General features: G+C 71.2%; 19 protein-coding genes and 2 pseudogenes. 6 read left to right on the top strand and 15 right to left on the bottom strand.

Annotated features, from left to right (window positions below; translation table 11 throughout):
• Positions 1-37: 37 nt before the first annotated feature.
• From QF032_RS28425 to QF032_RS28380, 10 genes are all read right to left on the bottom strand, one after another.
• Complete coding sequence (locus QF032_RS28425) at positions 38-1,291, bottom strand: S8 family serine peptidase (protein ID WP_373430496.1); 1,254 nt, start codon at positions 1,289-1,291, stop codon at positions 38-40.
• A 64-nt stretch (positions 1,292-1,355) separates the two neighbouring features.
• On the bottom strand, positions 1,356-3,071 hold the full coding sequence (locus QF032_RS28420) for a hypothetical protein (protein ID WP_307057980.1): 1,716 nt from the start codon (positions 3,069-3,071) through the stop codon (positions 1,356-1,358).
• Entirely contained in the window at positions 3,071-3,502 is a 432-nt protein-coding gene (locus QF032_RS28415) for a hypothetical protein (RefSeq protein ID WP_307057978.1), read from the bottom strand. The genes QF032_RS28420 and QF032_RS28415 overlap by 1 nt, the downstream gene beginning before the upstream one ends.
• A 173-nt stretch (positions 3,503-3,675) precedes the next feature.
• Entirely contained in the window at positions 3,676-4,182 is a 507-nt protein-coding gene (locus QF032_RS28410) for a hypothetical protein (RefSeq protein WP_307057976.1), read from the bottom strand.
• Positions 4,179-4,715 (bottom strand): hypothetical protein, encoded by a 537-nt coding sequence (locus tag QF032_RS28405; protein ID WP_307057974.1) that lies wholly within the window; start codon positions 4,713-4,715, stop codon positions 4,179-4,181. Before QF032_RS28405 ends, QF032_RS28410 begins: the two co-directional genes overlap by 4 nt.
• A complete protein-coding gene (locus tag QF032_RS28400; RefSeq protein ID WP_307057973.1) occupies positions 4,693-5,967 on the bottom strand; it encodes a hypothetical protein in 1,275 nt (424 codons plus the stop codon). Before QF032_RS28400 ends, QF032_RS28405 begins: the two co-directional genes overlap by 23 nt.
• Positions 5,967-6,269 (bottom strand): DUF6317 family protein, encoded by a 303-nt coding sequence (locus QF032_RS28395; protein WP_307046354.1) that lies wholly within the window; start codon positions 6,267-6,269, stop codon positions 5,967-5,969. Before QF032_RS28395 ends, QF032_RS28400 begins: the two co-directional genes overlap by 1 nt.
• On the bottom strand, positions 6,269-6,838 hold the full coding sequence (locus tag QF032_RS28390; protein WP_307057971.1) for a hypothetical protein: 570 nt from the start codon (positions 6,836-6,838) through the stop codon (positions 6,269-6,271). The genes QF032_RS28395 and QF032_RS28390 overlap by 1 nt, the downstream gene beginning before the upstream one ends.
• Before the next feature lie 174 nt (positions 6,839-7,012).
• The gene (locus QF032_RS28385) at positions 7,013-7,708 is read right to left on the bottom strand and encodes a contact-dependent growth inhibition system immunity protein (protein WP_307057968.1); all 696 of its coding nucleotides are present in this window, start codon (positions 7,706-7,708) and stop codon (positions 7,013-7,015) included.
• Positions 7,709-8,336: 628 nt separating this feature from the next.
• Positions 8,337-8,990 (bottom strand): TetR/AcrR family transcriptional regulator, encoded by a 654-nt coding sequence (locus QF032_RS28380; protein ID WP_307057966.1) that lies wholly within the window; start codon positions 8,988-8,990, stop codon positions 8,337-8,339.
• Positions 8,991-9,132: 142 nt separating this feature from the next.
• Here QF032_RS28380 and QF032_RS28375 point away from each other — a divergent pair, with 142 nt between their 5' ends.
• Positions 9,133-9,525: a VOC family protein gene (locus tag QF032_RS28375; RefSeq protein WP_307046345.1), complete on the top strand. Its 393-nt coding sequence runs from the start codon at positions 9,133-9,135 to the stop codon at positions 9,523-9,525.
• Between the two features lie 59 nt (positions 9,526-9,584).
• Entirely contained in the window at positions 9,585-9,965 is a 381-nt protein-coding gene (locus QF032_RS28370; RefSeq protein WP_307046343.1) for a VOC family protein, read from the top strand.
• A 76-nt stretch (positions 9,966-10,041) separates the two neighbouring features.
• Here QF032_RS28370 and QF032_RS28365 read toward each other — a convergent pair.
• The 4 genes and pseudogenes from QF032_RS28365 to eccB all read right to left on the bottom strand — a co-directional run bounded on the left by QF032_RS28365 (position 10,042) and on the right by eccB (position 14,456).
• A pseudogene (locus QF032_RS28365) lies at positions 10,042-10,792 on the bottom strand (transposase family protein).
• A 260-nt stretch (positions 10,793-11,052) separates the two neighbouring features.
• Positions 11,053-11,475: a WXG100 family type VII secretion target gene (locus tag QF032_RS28360; protein ID WP_307057964.1), complete on the bottom strand. Its 423-nt coding sequence runs from the start codon at positions 11,473-11,475 to the stop codon at positions 11,053-11,055.
• Positions 11,476-11,601: 126 nt separating this feature from the next.
• The gene (gene mycP, locus QF032_RS28355) at positions 11,602-12,915 is read right to left on the bottom strand and encodes a type VII secretion-associated serine protease mycosin (protein WP_307046340.1); all 1,314 of its coding nucleotides are present in this window, start codon (positions 12,913-12,915) and stop codon (positions 11,602-11,604) included.
• Positions 12,916-12,929: 14 nt separating this feature from the next.
• Entirely contained in the window at positions 12,930-14,456 is a 1,527-nt protein-coding gene (gene eccB, locus QF032_RS28350; RefSeq protein WP_307046338.1) for a type VII secretion protein EccB, read from the bottom strand.
• 207 nt (positions 14,457-14,663) lie between these two features.
• Between eccB and eccE the strand changes: the two genes are divergently transcribed.
• The 4 genes and pseudogenes from eccE to QF032_RS28335 all read left to right on the top strand — a co-directional run bounded on the left by eccE (position 14,664) and on the right by QF032_RS28335 (position 20,706).
• Positions 14,664-15,986, top strand: coding sequence for a type VII secretion protein EccE (gene eccE, locus QF032_RS28345; protein ID WP_307057963.1), 1,323 nt, complete (start codon positions 14,664-14,666; stop codon positions 15,984-15,986).
• Entirely contained in the window at positions 15,983-16,759 is a 777-nt protein-coding gene (locus QF032_RS28340; RefSeq protein WP_307057962.1) for a hypothetical protein, read from the top strand. The genes eccE and QF032_RS28340 overlap by 4 nt, the downstream gene beginning before the upstream one ends.
• Positions 16,760-17,049: 290 nt before the next feature.
• A pseudogene (locus tag QF032_RS40920) lies at positions 17,050-17,208 on the top strand (SCO5717 family growth-regulating ATPase); the annotation flags it as partial.
• 540 nt (positions 17,209-17,748) lie between these two features.
• A complete protein-coding gene (locus QF032_RS28335) occupies positions 17,749-20,706 on the top strand; it encodes an AAA family ATPase (protein WP_444875863.1) in 2,958 nt (985 codons plus the stop codon).
• 131 nt (positions 20,707-20,837) lie between these two features.
• Here QF032_RS28335 and QF032_RS28330 read toward each other — a convergent pair whose 3' ends face one another.
• A complete protein-coding gene (locus tag QF032_RS28330; RefSeq protein WP_307046331.1) occupies positions 20,838-21,788 on the bottom strand; it encodes a bifunctional riboflavin kinase/FAD synthetase in 951 nt (316 codons plus the stop codon).
• Positions 21,789-21,809 lie beyond the last annotated feature (21 nt).

Genomic DNA, 21,809 nt, shown 5'->3' with positions numbered 1-21,809 from the left:
TCTGTGTGTCAGAACCGTTGCGTGTGACGGTTCTTCGTCATGCGTGGGTCGATCCAGCGCCTCGCCGTGAGCGGATCACGGCGAAGGCGCCGCCCCCGATCACCAGAACGGCCGCTGCGGCTCCGAGCGCGATCCACATCGTGTTGCCGGAGGCGTCGGCGGTTGCTGCTGCGGGGGCCTGATCGTCCGTCGAGTCCTTCGGGGGTTGGGGCGAGGCTGACGCGGAGGCGCTGACGGAGGGCGCTTTGCCCGCGGCGTCCGTCACGCCCGTGGCGTTTTCCTTGGCGAGGGGGTCAGTGCCGGCGGGGCCGGGGTTGAAGTTCTTGTTCTCCAGCACCTTGCGGGGGCGGATCAGGCCGTATCCGAGGTACGTGCTCGGGTCGTCCTTCGCCCAGTCGCGTCCGGCGGTGTCGATCAGGCTGGCGAGGACCTGGTTGGCCGTCCACTTGGGGTGGGCGGACCAGATGAGGGCGGCGGAGGCGGAGGCGATGGCTGTGGCCTGGCTGGTGCCCTGGCCGGTGCAGTAGGAACGGAAGGTGTTGTCACACCAGGTCGGCACGTTCAGGCCGGGGGAAGCCAGGTCGACGTAGTTGCCATGCTCCGAGAACTTTCCGACCGTCCCGGACTTGTCGGAAGCAGCAACGCCGACCACGTAGGGGTAAGCGGCTGGGTAGCCGATGGAATTCTTCGTCTCCGCGTCATTGCCGGTGCCCGCGATCAACAACTTGCCTTTGGAGTGCGCGTAGGCGACCGCTTCTCGCACGCCAGGAAAATCGATAGCCCCCGTGAAGGACATGCTGATGATCTTTGCATCGCTGTCGGCGATGGTCTTGATCACGTTCTGCAGCAGGGGCGACTTCTTCTCTTCGCTCTTGTCGCTCAGGCCTTCGAGAGCAATGCGGTAAGGGACAATCTTCGCATCCGGAGCAAGCCCCTTCAGGCCACCGCTGGCACCTGTGCCCACGATGAGCTCGGCCATACTCGTGCCGTGTCCGGTGTAGTCCGAGGTCGCCTTGTAGCCGACAGATGCGGGAACCTCTCCCACAAGCACTTGCCCCCTCAAGGAAGGAGTGTCGGGGTTGACTCCCGTGTCGACAACGGCGACCTTTACACCCTTGCCGGTGCTCGCCTTCCACATTTCGTCGGCCTTCATCGCAGACAGGTACCACTGCTGGGACTGAACGTCAGCGGCCGACGCGCTCGGAGCCAGACCTGCCGAGAGGACGGCCAAGGCACCAAGCGTTGAACAGACGGCGGAAACCCGTCTCCCGTTTCGTCCCGCGAAAGACATGCTCCGCCCGCCGCGTCGGCTGATCCCTGCCACCATGACTCTGTATGTCCTCGCTCTTGTGCGATCAGTCGGTCGCCGACGCGTCATCGCGCCGCTCGCCACGACGCGAATGCTTCTCGCCCGAACCCTGATTGCGTGCAGAACCACGCACTGTGGCCGGCCCACCGGAGGGGCTTCCGCTGTTCCTGCTTCCGGAAACTCCTCCTCTTGGGGTTCCGACCACGGCGTCAGGGCTACCGACGGGGCGGCGAGCCGCCTGCCCTGCGGCTGGGACCGCCGTTGAACGGGGTGCGCCAACCACCCCACGCTGTCCGGGCCGTTCGCCCGCGGCTCGCGACGTGGATGCACCCTCACCGCCGACGACCGTGCCGCGCGGCAACCTCGAGCCATTGGGGCTGGAGGCACCCTTGCCGACAGGCTTCCCGCCGACTACGCCATCGCCGGTGCGTCCGGTTCCGACGCGCCCTGCGCCCGGTCGTCCGGGGTTCGTGGCACCCATTCCGGTGACGGGTCCACGCTGGGCCCCGCTAGTGCGCCCGGCTGCCTGCCCGCCGGACTGCGGTACACCGCCGACCACACTTCTCCCCATGGGGCCTGGGGCTCGACCGACTGCCTTGCCTGCTGCAGCGGTACGCCCCGTCGACCCCATGGGGCCGGTCCCCGTGCGCCCAGTTGCGCTGCCGCCCGGCATGCCGCCGACCCGCCCCTGCGACGTTCCGGGCAGCCTGCTTACCGGCGCCCCACCGAACACTGGGGAACGGCCGACCGGTCCACGGAAGGTCGCAGGCACACCTGTAGGACCGAAGGAAGGCATCGTTCCCGCCGGAGTTGCGCTGGGCCCTACCGTCGAAGGCGGCACAATGTTCGTCGGCTTCGCTGTGTCCTGCGGCGGCAGCGTCCCGACGCTGTCGATCTCTGTACCGACATGGGTCTCCGGAGACGTCACGACCTCGTCCACGGCTTCGTGGGACGGCAACTGCTCGCCGGAACGCGTGGGCGCCGACACCGTGTCCATCGTGCTTCTGTGCGTGCTACCTGAGTCGCTCACGGTCGAAAGAGACCCGTGGCGGCCAACTGCTGGATCGACAGGAACGCCATAGGACGGCGGCGGCGTCGGCACGCCCACACTCGGCATCTCCGGGAAGACCGGTTCCTTCGCCATTTCCATCATCCCGCTCGACACCGTGTAGAACGACGCCAGTCGGTACATCTGGTTGATGGCCTCCTGGCGGTCCTTCTCGGCCTTGACCGCCGCCGTGTACTCCGCGTTGCCCTCGACACGCTGAGGCGTCGGGATGTCGTCGACCTTCTTGGGGACGATGCGGCTGTCGCGCGGAGGCATCGACTTGCGTACGGAGGCGAGGCCGGAGCTTGCCGCCAGGACCTGGGTGCCCACCTCGTCGGTGTACGTGGCGAGTTCCAGAGCCGTGGTCGTCAGGTTCATGCCCCAGGTGTAGAAGGCGGTGTGGGCCTCGCCCTCCCAGTCGACGTTGCCCAGGTTGCGGCTGAGTTCGTCGGCGGCTTCGTTGATGGCGTCCCGGGCGTCGACGAGGGCCGTGGCGGCGCTCTCCAGCGTCTCCGGGCTCGCCCCTTCGACGATGTCGATCATGGTGTTGAGCTCGTAGCCCTCGAAGCTGGTGTTGCCGAAGCCGCCGGGACTGCTGAGCATCCCGGGGCTGATCACCACAGCCTTGTTCACGGCGTCGTCCACGCCGCTGTTCTGCTGGGTCGCGTCCTGGCGTTCCGCCTGGTAGTGGTCCGGCTTCTTGTCGCCGCTCATCAGTACCCCGCGTCGGTGTGGTCGGCGTTGTTGTCACGCTTGATCTGCTCGTGCATCATCGCGTCTCGATCCTGGTTGACCTCGGCCCGGATCTCGTGGAACCGGTACCGCAGTTCGTCTTCCAGGTTGTCGAAGGTGACGTCCACGCCGTGCACGGCGATCTGCATCGCCTCCAGCTGGAGCCCAAGTGACTTGGAGAGCGCGGTGATGCGCTCGTGGACGCGCTCGTACTGCAGGTGGAGGGTCTTTGCCTCCGGGAACTCACCCGCTCCGAACGTGGCCGCCGACAGGCTGTGTCCCGCGACCTTGGCGGAGCCGCCCGCAGATTTCTCGAAGGCCGTGAGCAGGTCGTCCACCCGCTTCTTGAACGTCGAGAGCGCCATGTAGCCGCGCCGCATGTCGGCGCCCCCACCTGTGTCCGCAGGAATCACGACAGCCCATCTCCCCGTTTTCCGCTGCCCGTCCTGAGCAGCTCACTCCGCGCCTCTCACGTGTTCATGACCGCAACACGACCACTCTAACGACCTCCTCCGACAGTCCCAACTGCCATATGCAACAACCCTGCTACCGCTCCTTGGGCACACCACCTATTCTTCGCAGAACGTCACATCCTCTGCGCCAGCCAGCGCCGGGCACCGACTTCGCTCGGGTACTCCCGGACCGTGAGCATGGCTACGAGCCAGCCGACGCCCCACGCGACGATCGCCGGCAGGACGGGTGCCGCGATCAGCAGGGGGAGGACAGCCGCACGGGCCAGTCCCCCGGCGCGTCTGCTCTCTCCGCGCTTGGCGTCCCACATCTGCTGGGGTGTGGGAGGAGCGAGAAGTTTTCTGCGGTGATCGCGGCGCTGCTTCATCCACCCCCACACGACAGCCACGCCGGACGCGGCCGCCTGTGTCCAGTCCCACGCGCTGCGCACGGCGGGCGGCAGGTCGCTGCGGGGAACGCCCAAGTAGAGCCTGAGCGCGATGTAGCAGGAGAAGGCGAGGACGAGGAGGAACAGGACGGCCGTCCAGATCCGGCGTGCCCGATAGCGCGTACCCCGCTCGTACCAGGTGGTGCCCAGTCCTGGCAGAAGCGGGATCGGGTCGGGGGGTGACTGCGTCGTCATGGTCGGGACCCGTGCTTCTCCAGCCAGCGTCGAGCTCCCACCTCACTGGGGTATTCGCGGACCGTGAGCCACGCCGTGAGCCAGCCGACGATGTACGCGGCGAACGCCGGCAGGACGGGGGCGGCGAGCAGGACGAGGCCCCGGCCGGCGGCGATCCGGCCGGGGGCGCGTCTGTTGTGGTCGCTCTTGGCCAGGCGGGTCTGCTCGGGCGTGGGCGGGTTCAGCAGCGCCTCGCGGTGACCTCGGCGCTGCTTGAGCCAGCCCCAGGGCAGAGCCACACAGGACGCCGCCGCCTGCACCCAGTTGGCGACGGTGCGCGCGGGCGGCGTCCACTCGCTGGTGAACCCCCGGTAGAGGTTGAGCGCGAAGAAGCAGACCATGGCCATCACCACGAGGAGGAAGACGGTGGTGCGGGCGCGGCACAGCCAGTAGAGCGTCCCGCGCTTGTACCAGGTCGTCCCGAGCTTCGGCAGCGCCGGAATGAGAACGGGTGTTTCCTGGGCAGAAGCCTTAGAAGAGGCCCGTGACGCCATTCCAGATGTCCTTCCCGAGGCGTACGACGTCGCCTCCCGTCTCTGTGGCGACGTTTCCGGCACCGTGCAGCACGCCGCCGACCACCCCGTGGTCGTGGATGTCCTCGCTCCAGTGCTCGTGGAACGAGTGGTCCAGCACGTCTGTCGCGAGAATCGTCGCCCCCACGCCGACCACGGCTACCGCCGCCGCTCCCTCGACCGGCAGGGCGGCCACCACGGCTGCGCCGACGGCCACACCGCCGAGCGCCACTCCGCCGTCGACGACCACGGAGTGCTGCCACGACCAGCCCTTGTCATGGTCGTCCTTGGCTTCCACCAGGCCGCAGGCGGCGGCCGCCGCGACGTCCAGCACCGGGATCTCCCTGAGGAACTCGGGGAGTTTCGCGACGCCTTCGCCGAGGCGCAGCGCGTCTGCCGCATCGGCCAGCTTGACGTTGAGGGCGCGGTCGTAGGGCAGGGCCGTGCTCCCGTGGTCGGCACGGGCGATGGCGTCCTCCAGGGAGTCGACCTGTGTCACCGCGTCCCGGTAGGCGCCCTTGGCAGGAAGATCGTCCGGCAGCGCGCGGCCGGCCTTCTGGAAGGCCTTGCGCTCCGCACGCAGTCCCTTCTTGGCGGCCCGTTCCTCGGCCCTGGCGTCGTCGATCAGTGCGCGGGCCTTTTTGCCGCCGGCTCGGGCGTCCTCGGCGTCGTAGGCGTAGAGACCGCGCAGGGCGTCCGCGATGGTGATCTTGTCTCCGGTCGAGACCGGTGACGTCACCTGCGCGTAGAGGCCACGCAGACCGTCCGCAGCGACGAGACGCGCGTGCTGGGCGGTGTGCAGGATCTCGCTGCGGACCTTGCCGTACTCGACGAGGGCGGCGATCGTCTTCTGATCGTCGGAGCTGGGCGGACTCGCGGTGAGCAACTCCAGCGGGACGCCCTTCTCCCCCATGGGGACGCCTTTGCCCGTGGCGACGTGCTCGGCGTTCTGCAAGGCCGTCTCGCAGGCCGTGAGCGCGCCGACGAGCGTGTCGAGGATGTCGCCCGTGCTGTGCACGAGCGTGGCGAAAGCCCCGGCCGTCAGGGCGTCCTCGCTCCAGGTGGCGCGGAAGGTCTCGGCCGCCTCGCCCTTCCAGGCGGCGTCGCCCACCAGGGCCTCGACGGCGCGGCTGACGGGGGTGATGACGTCGTCGAGCTTGTCCTTGGCGTTCTTGTACGTCTCGGCCATCGTGCGCAGTCCGCCGATGTCGCCGCCGACCCAGCTGTCGGTCATCAGCCGTCCTCCGCCATCAGGTCCTCGAAGAGTCCGTGTACGTCGATGTCGTGTCGCCGGAACGAGTCGCGGGCGTACGTCACCTTGTCGCCGTGGTCGTCGAGGCGGTCGGCGAACCCGATGTGCAGGGCGACGATGAGGTCGGCGACCTCTTCGAGCGCGTGGTCGAGGCCTGCGTCGCCGCCGCTGACCAGGGGCGGGGCGACGTCGGCGTGCAGCTTGCGGTAGTTGACGGCCTCGTCGTGGAAGGTCGTGGACATCGAGGTGAGGTCGCCGAGGACGGCCTTGAAGTCGGGCGGCATCAGCGCGTCTCCCGGGCGTAGGCGGACAGGTCGTCCGGCTGCCAGTTGTGCCTGCCGGGGGCGACCCGTGGGTCGAGGAGGACCGTCGCGTCGTACGCGCCGACGGCCTCGGCCAGGGGGCCGATCGAAGTGGCGACCCATGGCTGGGCCTCGCCGAGCGCGGCGACGAGCCTCTCGCGGGTCGTGAAGGCGAAGGCCGCAGTTCCGGTCCCGGTCCCTGTGGTGTCTTCGGTTCCGGTTCCGGTTCCGGTTTCGGTCGTTGGGTGTTGGAAGAGTTCGTATGCGATGAAGGGCATGCGGACCGGACGGCCGTCCGCGTCCGTGACGTCGGCGTACCGGGGGTGGGCCGGGACGAACACGGGGGTGTGGTAGGCGGGGACGCCGGGCTTGGGACCCGGGAATGCGGGCCGCGTTGCTCCGGTCCCTGTGGTGGCCTCGGCGTATTCGAGAAGGCGCGATCTACCCGGCTCCGGCGTCGGCGGAGACGCCGCCGGATCCGCCCCTGTGCGCGGCGCTGCGGGCGGCTCCTCGATGTAGTCGAGGAGGCTTGAACGCATGGGTGTGCCCACCGCCGTCTCCTGTTCCCCGTGAACCTGCGGATGCTGTGGCGGCACCACCGTAGCCAGGCCGCTTTCGGGCAAGTCCGGCTATTTCCGGTCGGTGAGGGCGGAACATGCGGAACGCATACGGGTGTTTAGCCGTGGCCAGATCAGTGCTTGACCGCGAGATGACCTGGTCGCCCGTCAGGGCACGTCTGTCGGCGCACCGGGGCCGTAGTCGGAGCGCGGGGCGCTCAGTCGGCCCGCGACGAGCGCGAGCCAGCCGCTGGGGGCGTACGGGGCCGGCGGGTCGACCTCCATGCCCAACTCGACTACGGCCAAGGCGTAGTCGGACTCGTCCAGGTCGAGGGCGAGCAGTTCGTGCAGTTCGCCGACGAGGCGGGCTACGAGGTGCGGGTCGGTGGTCGTGCGGTAGTCGTCGACGGCCGCGTCGTGGTCGTCGAACTCGTCCGGCATGTCCTGCGAGAACCAGCCGCCGAGAAACTGGCCCACTTCCGGGAAGCGGGCGTGCCACTCCCAGTGGGTGGCGGGGACTGCGGGCAGCGGGACCTCGCCCTGCTCGACGCTTCGCTTGATGTGGTCGGCCAGGCAGTACAGCCACTGTTTCATCTCGCCCTCGGGCAGGCCGACGTCCGGGACGGCGTAGAACTCGCCCAGGCGGAGCCGGAGTCGGCCCGGCGGGTTGTCGGCGTACTCGCGCAGTTGGCGTTCCGCCACGGCCAGGGCCCAGGGGCGGGTGTGCCAGGTTTGACGCATGTAGGCGGTCAGAGCGTGGCTCGGCTTGTCGGGGGTGTCGTCCGCCGGCTGGCCGGCGTAGGCGCGGATCACCTGGTCCAACTCGCCGTAACGGCGGTCGTGTTCGAGGGGGCTCAGGGGCACGGTGGGCAGCAGGCCCTGCGCACGGCGTGTTCGAGACGCCCCTCCCGGCACGTCACCGTCGCGTGCGGTGCCTCCTTCAGTGCGTGTGAAGTGTCCACCTGCTGCCATCGACGGGTGCCGTTCCGGGCAGCACGATGAGTTCGGGCCTGAACAGGGGTGGCGCCCCCATCGCCGGCTCCCGGGTCGCCATCTTCGTCCTGCGGGACCTCGATCCGCCTGCCCTCGGTGAGGTCGGCGAGGTCGGCGACCACCTTCACCAGCAACCGCACCCCGAGCGGAACCAGGTGCTCGCGCCACCGGCGCTGCGCGGTCGAGCCCGTCGCCCGTAACGCACATGATACGCACGCACAAACCAGCAGGTCAGGAGCCCTTCGAGGCCGGTTCGAGGAAGGCGACGCACTCCACGTGATGCGTCATCGGGAAGATGTCGGCCTGAGCTGGCCTCGGAAAAGGCCAGGTCAGAGGCCTTTTTCGGCTCGCTGGCCCGCGTGCGGGCGCCCAGAGCGTCAAACGAGCGTCATGCCCCACAGCCATCCCCCTCTTCAGGGGGAACAGGTTGCCATTGAACAGTTCCCCCTGCACGAGCCGGCATGCGCTCATGTGCACCCTCTGTGGAGAACGGGAGCGTTCAGACGATGGCGTAATGGCCGAGGGAGGGTTCGAGCAGGTCGAAGGCGAGGGATGCCTCCGTGTCGACGGTCTCGGCGATCTCGTCATTGGGGCGATCGGCCAGGGTGAGGTCCTGGATGCGCTGGAACAGGATGCGGTGGACGGTGCCGAGCAGTCCGGCGGCGGTGCGGACGGTGATGTCGTCTTGTGGTGCGCCGACAGCCGTGGCGAGAGCCTGGGCCAAGGCGTGTTCGCGAAGGTCGTGCAGGCCGCGCAGGCAGGTCGAGAGGGTGGGGCTGTCGGCGATCATGCGGGCGAAGGCAGGTCCGGAGAACCCGGCGACCGGATCCGCGGCCGCCGTGGCGTCGGCGAAGGCGCGGCGTAGTGCCGCCAGGGCGGACTCGCCGGGTCGACGGTCGGCCACGGTGTGGGCCAGGGAGGCGATGAAGGCGTCCTGGTGGTCCAGGGCCAGGTCTTCCTTGCGTGGGAAGTAGTTGGTGACGGTCTTCTTGGCGACCCGGGCGGCGGTGGCGATCTCGGCGATGGTGGTCCGTTCGAAGCCCTGGGTGATGAACAGGCGGGTGGCGTGGTCGGAGATGAGTTGCCTCGTCTCCTGCTTCTTGGCGTCCCGCAAGCCGGTGGGCTGCGCGGACGATGTGGTGTCGGTAGCCATGGTGCAATCTTACACTCGTAGCATTTTTATGTTGACAGCCTGAATGCTTCCGATGTAAATTTACGTCCATAGTAAGTTTGCATCCCGCGGCCGAACGCCCCGCCGGCCGGCGCCAAGCCCCCACAAATGAGGAGCACCCGCTTTGCAGATCACCGCGTCAACCGTCTCGCTCACCGTCGACGACCTTGCTGCGTCCCAGCGGTTCTTCACCACCCACCTCGGCTACGTCGAGCAGGCCGCCGCCGAGGGATTCGCCTCCCTGTCGCGCGACGACGGCGCGGTGGACGTCGTCCTGCTCGCACGCGGCACCGAGGTGCTGCCGGCCGACCAGCGCAACCAGCGCGCTACCGGCCTGATCCTCGCCTTCACCGTCACCGACGTCGCCGACGAGGAGAAGCGGCTGCGTGCTTCGGGCGTCGAGATCACCATGCCGCTGCGCGAGGAGCCCTGGGGCGAGCGCCTCTTCCAGGTCACCGACCCCAACGGCGTGATCGTCCAGTTCGTCGAGTGGGCGACCGGAACCGAGCACGCCTGACCCCCGCCACCGGCCCTCACCAGCCCGACAACTGTTCCCTCAGTCTCAGGAGTTGCTCCATGCCCGTGACCTTCAACCACACCATCGTCCCTGCCAAGGAACGCGAGACATCGGCACGGTTCTACCGGGACCTGCTGGAACTCCCCGAAGCGCCGTCGTGGGGGCCGTTCACCAACGTCCAGCTCGATGAAGGCGTGCTGCTGCAGTTCGCCGAACTGCCCGGCGTCGACGAAATCCAGATGCACCACTACGCGTTCCTCGTCGACGACGACCTGTTCGACCGGGCCTACGCACACCTTCGCGCCAGCGGCATTGAGCACTGGGCCGATCCCCAGATGACGCGTCCGGGTGAAACCAACACCGAGCACGGCGGCCGCGGCGTCTACTTCAAGGACCCCGCCGGCCACGCCATCGAACTGATCACCAAGCCCTACCTGTGAACCGAACCGCCCCCGAAAGAACCGCATGCCCAGTCCACGCGCCGCACCCGGTCGCGTGTTCGAGACTGTGAGCGTTTCAGCGTTGACGCTCCAGGGTCAGGACGGCGGCGGCGATGACCGTCATGCGGTTGGGGCTGCAGCGGGCTCTGCGGAAGACGCGCCAGGACTTCAGTCTCGCGACGCTTTGCTCGACCGGTGCTCGTGCCGCTGACAGGGCCCGGTTGATCGTCCGCTGGGTCGCGGTGAGGTCCTGGTGCGGACGACGTCTGATCGGCGTGGTCACCCAGGAGCCGGCCCCGATGTAGGCGCGGTCGGCGAGGACAGGCACGCCCTGGCGTTCGCAGATCCGGATGATGCGGTGGGTGCGGGCCGCGGTCAAGTCGTGGGTGCGGCCGGGCAGTGCGGGCGAGATCCACAGCAGCTTGCCCGCAGGGTCAGCCACGACCTGCACGTTCACGCCGTGGCGGCGGTGCTTCTGGGAGAAGTCGGCCCGGCTGTCACCGACCCGGTCGCATTCGGCGAGCGTTCCGTCGAGCAGGATGTGATCGGGGTCCGTCTCCCGTAGGACCCGCAGCAGGCCGGGCGCCCGGCGGGACAGATGGCCCGACGACGGCGGTGACGTAGGCGTGGGCAGTGCCGACGGATATGCCGAAACCGGCGGCGATCTGCGCGAGAGTGTCGTGCCGGCGAAGGTAGACCAGGCCGACGAGAGCACGCTGGTGCGGCGGGAGCTTGCAGCGGCGGTCACCCTCACGGGTGACGATGAGCATGGTGACCCACTCGACCAGGGCGTGCGGGAGGTCGAGTGCGGCAGGATAGGGAACCAACGAGGCTCCTGCGGTCATGAGTTGAGACGTCGAACAACTCTCTCAACGGCACAGGAGCCTCGTGCGTTGCGGGAGGCCACCCCGTCACCCGACCGGTGGTCACTCTGAAAACGCTCAGTTTCTTGAGAATGTCCTCCAGGTCCGCGGCCAGCTCGTGGAGCGTGGCGAAGGAGACAGTTATGTGTTCGTCGGGTGTGGCGCCGTTCGTCATGGTCCCCCTCGGTGTCGGCGGCGGCTGCGGGTAGAGCGCTCGGCCCACGTCAGAAGGTGTCCAGGCTGCTGCGCGGTGCCGGCGGGGGCGGGGTCTCGGTGTTCGGGGTCGACAGGCGGGCGACCTCGCTGTCGACGTCCACCTGGATCCGCCGCATGTGGGCGAGCACTTCGAGGTCGTCCCGGGAAAAGCCGTCGCGGCTCAGCCGTACCGCCTCCTCCAGCAGCTTCATCACTTCCCGGATACGTACGGCGTCCTCGGCCGCCGCGCGGTGCAAGTCGCGGTAAGCCGAGGCCGCCGGGCCTCGCCAGCCCGCCTCGATGCGGTCGACGATCGCGTCCATGCGCTGCACCTGTTTGTCCAGGTGGTCCTGCATGTCGTCGAGGTCGCCGGCGAGTTTGGTGAGATCCGTTGCGGTCACACGCAGATTCGGGCCGCTCCCCTGCCCCGAGCCGGCTCCGGGCACGCCCATGGCCTACCTCCGTCCCCCGACGCATCGGCATCACAAGTCGCTTGCTGTTGCGATGACCCTATAAACCTGTGCCCCCTGCATGCCTCAACTCGCCCCGCGGCCACGTGCGTCGGCCGTTTCGCGCCGTTACTCCGCCCCCGCCCCCGCGAGTCGGCGGGAGCGTTTGCGGGCGTCGCGGATCGCGACCGCTGTGCCGGTGAGGCCGGCGACGAGGACGGCCGCGCCTACGGTGACGTAGGTGGCGAGGCGGGTGTTGCGTTCGTCGGGGGTCTCGCCGATCTGGAACTTGGCGGGGGACGGGGCCTCGGCCTTGCCCAGGCCGCCTTCGGGGCGCGGCGACTCGATGGGGCGGTCGTCCTCCGTCAGGGCGCGGACCGGGTCGACGACGCCCCAGCCGACCAGGCGGTCGTGGCCCGCGATGGTGCGTTCCGCTGTCTGCTCGATCTGGGCGACGATCTCGCGTGCGGTCCAGTCCGGGTGCCGTGCCTTGAGCAGCGCGGCCACGCCCGCCACGTACGGCGCGGAGAAGCTCGTCCCGTTGTCGGAGCAGTGGCCGCCCTGGGGCACCGTGGAGATCATGTCGACGCCGGGGGCGGCGACGCCGACGAACTCGCCGGACTGGGAGAAGGAGGCGCGCTCGTTGTTGCGGTCGGAGGCGGCCACCGCGAGGACGCCCTCGTAGGAGGCGGGGTACGTCTCCTTGATGTTGCCGCCGAGGCCGTCGTTGCCCGCCGACGCCACGACGACGATCTTGCGGGCCAGCGCCTCGTCGATCGCCTTCTCCAGGTCGGAGGACGGCTTCAGCGCGTTGGAGGTGTCCTGCGAGATGTTGATGACCCCGGCCCCGGCCTGGATGGCGTACCGGATCGCCTTTGCGAGGGACTTGGTGTCGCCGTGGCCCTCGGCGTCGTTCTGCTGGATCGGGATGATCGTCGCCTCGGGGGCCAGGCCCACGAAGCCGGTGCCGTCGAGGGGGCGGGCCGCGATGATGCCGGCGACCTTGGTGCCGTGGCCGACGGTGTCCGTCGTGCCGTTCTCGTTGCCGCGCTCGATGGGGTCGCCGTCCTCGTCCTTGAGGTTCTTCGGCAGGAGGTTGCGGCCGGCCTTCACGTCCACCGCGCGGGCGAGCTGCGGGTTCTTGACGTCCACGCCCGTGTCGATGACGGCCACGCGGACGCCCTTGCCCTTGGAGCGGCTCCACAGCTCGTCCAGCAGGACCCGCTGCAGGGACCAGGGGCGGCCGGGGTAGTCGCCGTTGGGGAACGCGCACTGGTCGGAGTAGGGCAGCTTGCCCGCCGCCGGCGCGGCCGCCGCGGGGGGCGCGAGGACGGTGGCGGTCGTGAGGAGGGCGGCGGCCGTCGCGAACGTCGCCCGCAGGGCCCAGGTAGCGGGCCGGTCCGGCGTCGTACCGAGCGCCTCCGTCGCCGTATGCGGTGCCATCGCCGTCTCCCTTCTCACGAGCCCTGGGGCTGGCGGGCCGCCGCCGTCGACAGACGGGGGCCGGTGGGCAGGAACTCCGACCAGGCGGCCGGGATCGGCGCCGGGTCGACGTCCTTGTAACCCAGCAGGGTCTGGGCCTGCTTGGCCTCCTGCTGCTGCTTCTCGCGCTGCTCGGGGGTGGTGCCGATGCCCGCGTCGTCCGTCGCGCTGTCGCCGTTGGACTGCAGGACGTAGCGCAGTCCCGTGTCGGTGACGAGGAAGACCGGCCCGGCCTTGGTCTCCTCGCCCTGGAACTGCCGGTAGAGCTGGCCGGAGCCCGGGGTGACGTAGGCGCTGGAGGAGCCCGTGGGCAGCTTGGCCGGGAAGTCGTCGCCCGCCCAGGTGCTCAGGGTCGTGGCCCCCGTTCCGGCGTTCACGCCCCGCAGGACGGTGCAGATCGTGCTGCGGCTCCCGGCGGCCGACGACGCCTCGTTGACCGGTACGGGGCTCCCCGTCGGCCAGCGGTGCTCGGTGCCGAACGGCCCGCCCGGCACGATCGCGCCGGGGCTCATCTCGCGCGCGTGACCGGCCTGCCCGAGCGGGGCCAGTTCCTTGCTGAACAGCAGCAGTTGGGCGACGAACGCGGACACGGGAGCCACCCGGCCCCTCACCACCAGGTAGTACTGGTCCTTGTGGTTGTCGGACGCCTTGAGCACCATGCCGATCTTGTTCTCCGCCTCGTCCAGCTGGCCGGGCGCGCCGGCCGCCGAGCCGGGCTGCCCGGGGACGTCCGGGAAGGCGATCGGGTCGCCCTGGTGCAGGGTCGCCAGCCATTCCGCGGACACCCGCTGCGGCTGCCGGCCGGAGCCGACCACCGCGCGCAGCAGCAACTCGTCGTCGCCGCCCACCGGATACGCCGTGCCGGCCGCGTCCACGACGAAGCGCTTGCCGTCCGGGCCCGCCACGTAGAGCAGTTGGCCGCCGTGCAGGCGCTCCGAGCCCTCGGTGGCCTTCTTCTCACGGGACGCCAGCACCAGCGCGGCCTTCTGGACCGAGGCGCCGCCTCCCGCCCCCGGCCGCTCGCAGACCGCCCAGCGCTTGGAGGTGCCCGCCTCGGACGCGGAGGGCAGCCGGTCGGGGGCGTACGGGATGCCGACGGTCACGCCGTGCGGAACCTTGCCGCTGTCGAGGACGGACTCCGAGACCGTCACCACGTCGCCCTGCCCCTCCTCGAGGAGCAGTTTCGCGGAGGCCATGTTGAGGACCGGGTGCAGCTGGACCTCTTTGCCGGTCCGCAGGACGACGTAGCGGGTCGTCGACTTGCTCGCGACGATCACCTTGGCGTTGGGCTGGTCCCAGCCCTTGGGGGCGGTCGGCTTGAACATGCCCCACGCCCCGAAGACGGCCATGACGATCACCCCGACCACGATGCCGGGCAGGATTCCGCGCAGCGGTCGCGGCGCCCCCTCCTCCGAGCCGTCGGTCGACGACTGGAGGAAGGCCGCGAGCATCCTGCGCTTCGCGAAGGTGTAGGCGTTGAGCTGGTCCCGCCGAGATGCCATCTGTGCTCGTCACTCCCCGTTTTCCGGCCGATCCGCGTGATCTGCTGCGCGGGCGGGCCCGGTTCCCCGTCTCCGATGTCAGAGCGGCCACCTACTATGCCCGGTAACCCTGGGGACTCGGGGAGCGGGTAGGGTTCCTGGGCCGTCGAGTGCCGTGTGCGGTGCTGGAACACGGGTGATTCGTGAACGGAACGGGGAGATGGAGTGATGGCTTCGGGAACGGGCGTGCGCTCCGCCGGCCGGTCGCGGAACCGGGGCTCCGCGCCCACCGGTCCGCAGCCGCCCGAGCGGGGCCGTAACCCCTCGGCGTCCGGGGCGCCGCACCTCAGGTCGCGCACCGCGCAAGGCGGGGCATTCCGGTTGCAACGCCTGGTCCTGCTGGAGATCGCGGCGGCCGTGGTGGTCGTCGGCTGGGTGGCCGGGCCCGTGGCGCTGGTCGCGGCGGGGATCGTCGCCGTCGCGCTGGTGGTGCTCGCCTTCGCCCGTCGCCGGGGGCGCTCGCTGCCGGAATGGCTGGCCACCGCACGGGCGTTGAAGGCCCGCCGGCGCCGGGCCGACCGGCTCGGAGTACCGGCCGGCACGGAACCGGGGTTCGGTCCGGCCGTGGAGTGCGATCCCGGCCTGCGCACCTACACGTACGGCGGACGCGACCGGCGGCCGGTCGGGCTCGTCGGGGACGGCACGTTCGTCACCGCCGTCCTGCAGGTGCAGGCGGACGCGACCGCGCTGCGCGCCGAGCGGGACCGTCAGCCGCTGCCCCTGGCGCTGGTCGCGGACGCCCTCGAAGTGGACGGCATCGCCTTGGAGTCCGCGCAGATCGTGCTGCACACCCAGCCCGCGCCCGCCCTTCACCTGCCCCGGCAGTCGGTGGCGGTGGCCAACTACGCGCCACTGCAGGAGCAGACCGGGGCGCCCGCGGTGCGGATCACCTGGATCGCGCTGAAGCTGGATCCGGAGCTGTGCCCGGAGGCCGTCGCGGTCCGCGGGGGCGGCCTGACCGGGGCTCAGAAGTGCGTCGTGCGGGCGGCGGACCATCTCGCGAGCCGGCTGACCGGCGCGGGGTTCCGGGCGACCGTCCTCGACGAGGAGGAGCTGACGGCCGCCGTCGCCACGTCGGCCTGCGCCAACCCGCTGGTCACGGCGGAGGCCGGCCGGACCGGGCAGCTGGAGCGGCGGACCGAGGAGACCGGCCGCAGCTGGCGGTGCGACAACCGCCGTCACACCACGTACTGGTTGCGCCGCTGGCCCGCGCTGGGCGGCGCCGGTCCCTCGCTGCCGCAGTTCGTCGCCCTGGTCACGGCCGTGCCCGCGCTCGCCACCACGTTCAGCGTCACGCTCGCGCGCGGCGAACGGCAGGAGGTGTCCCTGTCGGGGCACATCCGGGTGACCGGGCGCAGTGACGACGAACTCGTGGCGGCCCGGCGCGCGGTGCAGGGCGCCGCCCGGCACACCGGCGCGGGCCTCGCCCGCCTCGACCGGGAGCAGGTTCCCGGCATGCTCGCGACGCTGCCCCTCGGAGGTGCCCGATGACGGCGACGACAGCACACGGAACCAACGCTTCCGGGGAACCGGAGCCGCCCGCCGGACGGTCCGGACGCCGCTCGCCGCGCAGCGGCTTCGGCCTCCTCGGGCCGCGGCACGGCCGCCACTCGGCGTCCCTGGAGCAACTGGGAGCGCTCGCCCTGCCCATCGGGGACGACGGCGTCGTGATCGGCGTGGACGCCGAAGGGCGGCCGGCCGTCCTGGGGATCAACCGGCCCTCGCCGTACGACGTCGTCCTCATCGGCGGCCTGTGGACGGCGCAGGTGCTGGCACTGAGGGCGGCGGCCACCGGGGCCCGGGTGGCCGTGGAGACGGGGCGGCCGCAGGCCTGGGTGCAGATGGTGCACGCGATGGGCGGCGGACAGAACGGGCTGGCGGTGTACGAGGTCGGACGGGTGCCTCCGCAGGGCGCCTCGGCGGGCACGCCCGCGTTGGTGGTGCGGGACTGCGGCATGCGCCCGCCGCGCGGACGGGTCGCCTCCGGGCCCTGGCAGTCCGTGCTGACCCTGCTGCCGTACCTCAGCCCGGTCGCTCCCCGGCTGATCCGGCAGGCCCGTCTCGTGGGCGTGCAGCGGATCTCGCCGGACGAGGCGGCGGAACTCGGCCGCGCCCTCGCGCTGCCCGCGCGTGATGTGGAGGCCCTGCCCGCCCTCGCCGACGGCTTCACGCTGTGGTGCGGGGACCGGGACCGGCAGTACGTGATGACCCAGCCCACCGATGCGGAGATCGGGCTGCTGGGCACGCCGAGACGGATCGACTGAGGCCCGCCGCGCCTCCGTCAACTGCGCGGCATTTCGGGCACTATGGCCGTTTTATCGCGCACTCCGGCGTGCCCGCGCGGCCTTTCGGGCGGTGCGTGACGTGACGGACCGGTGCCGAGAGGTGGGCGGGCCTGCCGGGGCGGGCCGTTCGGTGATTAGGCTGGTACGGGGTGCAGGGCCGGAAACCGTGGGGTGGACGTCGGCGCCCCCGGGGGAGGGCCCGCACATCCGACGACGTCAGACGGCCGCGAACCCACATCGGACGACAGAAACGGTCGCTTCGGCACGGCATGAGGGTGCTCGACCAACCAGGAGGAACTGTGAGCAGCGATCGGGACGGCATCCGCGGGGGCTGGGCCACACCCGGCGATGACCAGCCCGACGCGGAATCCGCCGTCGAGGCGACGGGCGAGTTCACCATCGACTACGCGCCGCCGGCCTGGTACACGCAGAATGCGGGAGGCGGTTCGGCACCGGGCGCGACACCCGCGCCCGGCACGCCTGCCGCTCCTGCCGCGCCGCCGGCGCCCGGAGCCCCGGGCGTCCCGGGCGGTCCGGGCGGTCCGGTCACGCCGCCTGCTCCGGGGGCGCCCTTCGGGTCGGCCACGCCTCCGCCGCCCGGCGCGCCCACGGCCCCTCCTGTGCCGGCCGCCCCCTCAAACGCCCCGGGTCCGGTGAATCCTGCCGGCCCGGCGCACCCTGCCGGCCCGGTGGATCCCGTCGGCCCGGTGGATCCCGCCGTGCCTCCTGCCGCGCCCTTCGCCGCTGAACCGGCCCAGGCGCCCGGCGTTCCGCCGGGCGGCGGCTTCGCGCCGCAACCCCACGCACAGCCCCAGCCGCAGCCCCACGTTCAGTCCCAGCCCCACGTTCAGCCGCAGCCCCAGGGGCAGCCGGCAGCGCCTTGGGGATCTGCGGGCGCGGGCCCCCACGCGGGCGCCGAGGGAGGCGACGACGGCAACGGCAACGGCGACCTCGAGAGCGGTGCCACCATGCGCTTCTCGTCGGCCGCACTCCGGCGTGACATCGCGGAGCACGCCGCCACGGTGCAGGCCGCACCCGGCAAGCCCGCGGAGACGCACGACACCGCCACCACCACCGACGGCGAAGCACCCGTCGACGCGACGACTCCCGCAGGTGTCGACGAGACGCCCGTCGAGCCCGCCGGGCCCGTCCCCACCGACGAACCGGCCGAGTCCCCCGGGACGACGTCCGCGGATTCCTCTCCGGAGGTCTCCCCGGTGTCCGAGAGCAACGAGACAACCCCCTCCACGGATGCGTCGGACCCGAACGCATCGGTGGTCACGGACGCGGACGGTGACACCGCCGCAGCCGATACGGAAGCGCCGGCGGAGGCGAAGGCGGACGCCGACGCTGCTGCGGACGCGAAGGCGAATGCGGAGGCGGACGCCACGGCCGGGGCCCAGCCCGGGACCGATCCCACGGCCCGGCCCGAGGGCCCGGACGCCGGTGTCGTGGCGGCACCGTCGCCCGACAGCGCCGCCGCCGTGGCCGCCGCCCCGGAATCCGCAGCCGAGCCGCAGGACAGCGTTCCGCAGAGCGACGCTGCCGCTCCCCAGCACCCCGTTCCCGCCGCCCCTGCCGCCTGGACTCCCCCGCCGGCCCCGCACGGCGAACTGCCGCCGCTGCCGCCGTCGTACGAGCCCGCGGCCCCCGCTTCGGCGGCCCAGTGGCCGGCACAGCCCCAGCCTGCCGACGCCGCGGCCCAGGCACCGGCCGGCTGGAACCCGGCGGCCCAGCAGCCCGCTCCGGCCGGACCGCAGCCCGGTTACGGCTTCCCTCACCCCCCGGCTCCCCAGGCCCCGCAGCCGCAGGCCCAGGCCCCGGCCGCGGCCCCGCAGCAACCCCAGGCCCCGCAGCCGGGCTACGGTTTTCCGCCGCCCGGCGTCGCCCCGGCCCCGAACCCGCCCGGCGTTCCCGGCGGTTACGGTTTCCCGCAGCACCACGCGGGCCCCGCGATGCCTCCCGCCGCTCCTGCCCACGCTCCGGTGCCGGGCCCCCAGCCGGCGCCTCCGGCCGCCCAGCCGCCCGCCGCACCCGGCGGTTACGGCTTCCCGCAGCACAACCCGGATCCAGCGGCGTCCCCCGCCGCAGCCGCACAGCAGCCGCACCCGCACCCGACGCCGCCCGCCGTCCCCGGTGGCTACGGCTTCCCCCAGGCGCCCGCGCCGCAGGCCCCGCAGCCGCAGGTCGCCCAGACACCCCAAGCCCAGCCCGGATTCCCGCAGCCCGGGATTCCGCAGCCCGGGATTCCGCAGCCGGGCGACGGACAGCCCCCTGCGGCCGGCGGTCAGGACTTCGCGCCGGCGGCACCGCAGGGATTCCCCCAGCCGCCCGCGCCCAACGCCCCCGGCGGTCCTGGCTTCCCTGGACCGCAGCCGGCCCCGCCTGCCGCCCCCGGCGCCTACGGCTTCCCCCAGCCGCCCGCGCCGCAGGCCCCCCAGGCACCGCAGCCCGAGCAGCCGCAGGCCCCGCAGGCTCCCCAGCAGCCGGTGGACCCGCGGGCCGGGGCCGCCTGGCCGCAGCCGATCCAGCACGACCAGCGGCAGCCCGTCAACCCCGGTGCCGCGCCCCTGGGTTACACGGCCGCCGTGGAGCTGTCGTCCGACCGCCTGCTCAACAACAAGAAGCAGAAGGCGAAGAGCGGCCGGCCGACCGCCGCGTCCTCCCGTTTCAAGCTCGGCGGGAAGAAGGAGGAGGCGGAGCGGCAGCGCAAGCTGGAGCTGATCCGCACGCCGGTGCTGTCGTGCTACCGGATCGCCGTCATCAGCCTCAAGGGCGGCGTGGGCAAGACCACGACGACCACCGCGCTGGGCGCAACCCTGGCCACCGAGCGCCAGGACAAGATCCTCGCGATCGACGCCAACCCGGACGCCGGCACGCTCGGCCGACGGGTGCGCCGGGAGACGGGAGCCACGATCCGTGACCTCGTCCAGGCGATCCCGTACCTCAACTCCTACATGGACATCCGGCGGTTCACCTCCCAGGCGCCGTCCGGCCTGGAGATCATCGCCAACGACGTCGACCCGGCGGTGTCCACGGCCTTCAACGACGAGGACTACCGGCGCGCCATCGAGGTGCTCGGCAACCAGTACCCGATCATCCTCACCGACTCCGGCACCGGTCTGCTCTACAGCGCGATGCGCGGGGTGCTCGACCTCGCCGACCAGCTCATCATCATCTCCACACCGTCCGTGGACGGCGCGAGCAGCGCCAGCACGACGCTGGACTGGCTGTCCGCGCACGGGTACGCCGAGCTCGTCTCGCGGTCCCTCACGGTGATCTCCGGGGTGCGCGAGACCGGCAAGATGATCAAGGTGGACGACATCGTGTCGCACTTCGAGACCCGCTGCCGCGGTGTGGTCGTCGTGCCGTTCGACGAGCACCTCGCCGCGGGTGCGGAGGTGGACCTCGACATGATGCGGCCGAAGGTGCGCGAGGCCTATTTCAACCTCACGGCGTTGGTCGCGGAGGACTTCATCCGCCACCAGCAGCGTCAGGGTCTGTGGACCAACGACGGCAACCCGCCCCCGGTTGCCGCCCCGCCGATGCCGGGACAGCCGATGCCCGGACAGCCGATGCCGGGGCAGCCCATGCCGGGACAGCCCTATCCGTCCCAGGCGGGCTACCCCTATCCGCCGCAGGCGCCCCAGCCCGTCCAGCCGTACCCGCAGCAGGGCGTGCCCCAGGGGCTACCGCCGGCCCAGCCGTACCCGCAGCAGCCGGGTCAGCCGTATCCGCCGCAGCAGCCCCAGCCGCAACCGGGTCAGGAGCCCTACGCCCAGCCCCAGCATCCGCAGCAACCGCATCCCGGATATCCCCCGGCCGGCTACGGCTACCCGCAGCAGCACGAGCAGCCCGGGCAGTCGCCGTACCCCCAGGCTCCCGAGGCGCCGCAAACGCCGCAGCCTCAGCCGCCGCAGCAGTAGCAGGGGCAGTACCGAGCACATGGAGAGACGGCGGAGGGGCGGTCGGTGTCCTGGACACCGACCGCCCCTCGGCGTCTCTCCGGACGGGCCGAAACAGCCCGCCGGTCACCGCTCCTGCTTCCTGCGCCCTGCTACCGCTCCTGCGCCGCCACCAGTTCCCGGCAGCGCTTCACGTCCTCCGCCATCTGCACCAACAGCCCGTCCAGGGAGTCGAACTTCGCCTGGCCGCGCACGAAGGCCAGGAAGTCGACGGCGACGTGCAGGCCGTAGAGGTCGAGGCCGACGCGGTCGATGGCGTACGCCTCCACCGTGCGTTCGGTGCCGTCGAACTGCGGGTTGGTGCCGACGGAGATCGCGGCGGGCATCGCCTCGCCGTCCACGTGCAGCCAGCCCGCGTAGACACCGTCCGCCGGGATCGCCGTGTGGGGCAGGGTCTCCACGTTGGCGGTCGGGAAGCCGAGTTCGCGCCCGCGCTGTGCCCCGCGCACCACGACGCCCTCCACCCGGTGCGGACGGCCGAGGATCTCCGCCGCGCCCGCGAGGTCGCCCTCCGCGACGAGACGCCGGGTCAGGGTCGAGGAGAACGGTTCGCCGCCGCCGGCCTCGCCGCGCACGTACAGGTCGACGACCTCCACCTCGAAGTCGTACACCTTGCCCTGCTCGATGAGGAACTCGACGTCGCCTGCCGCCTTGTGGCCGAAGCGGAAGTTCGGTCCCTCGACGACCGCCTTGGCGTGCAGCCTGTCGACCAGGACCTTCACGACGAACTCGGCGGGCGAGAGCTTCGAGAACTCGGTGGTGAACGGCAGGATGAGGACGGCGTCGACACCCAGGTCCGCCATCAGTTCGGCGCGGCGGTGGTGCGGGGCGAGCAGGGGCGGATGGCTGCCGGGACGGACGACCTCGCTGGGGTGCGGGTCGAAGGTGACGACGACGGCCGGAACGCCCAGTTCGCGGGCCCGGTCGACGGCGTGCCGGATGATCAGCTGGTGACCCCGGTGGACACCGTCGTAGGAGCCGATGGTGACGACGCTGCGTCCCCAGTCCTCGGGGATGTCTGCCAAGCCACGCCAGCGCTGCACTGTGACCGCTCCTCGAACCCT

It is taken from the genome of Streptomyces achromogenes (assembly GCF_030816715.1).
GTDB lineage: Bacteria > Actinomycetota > Actinomycetes > Streptomycetales > Streptomycetaceae > Streptomyces > Streptomyces achromogenes_A.
The sequence above is the reverse complement of the archived record's forward strand: the minus strand, read 5'-3'. Positions and strand labels throughout refer to the sequence as shown.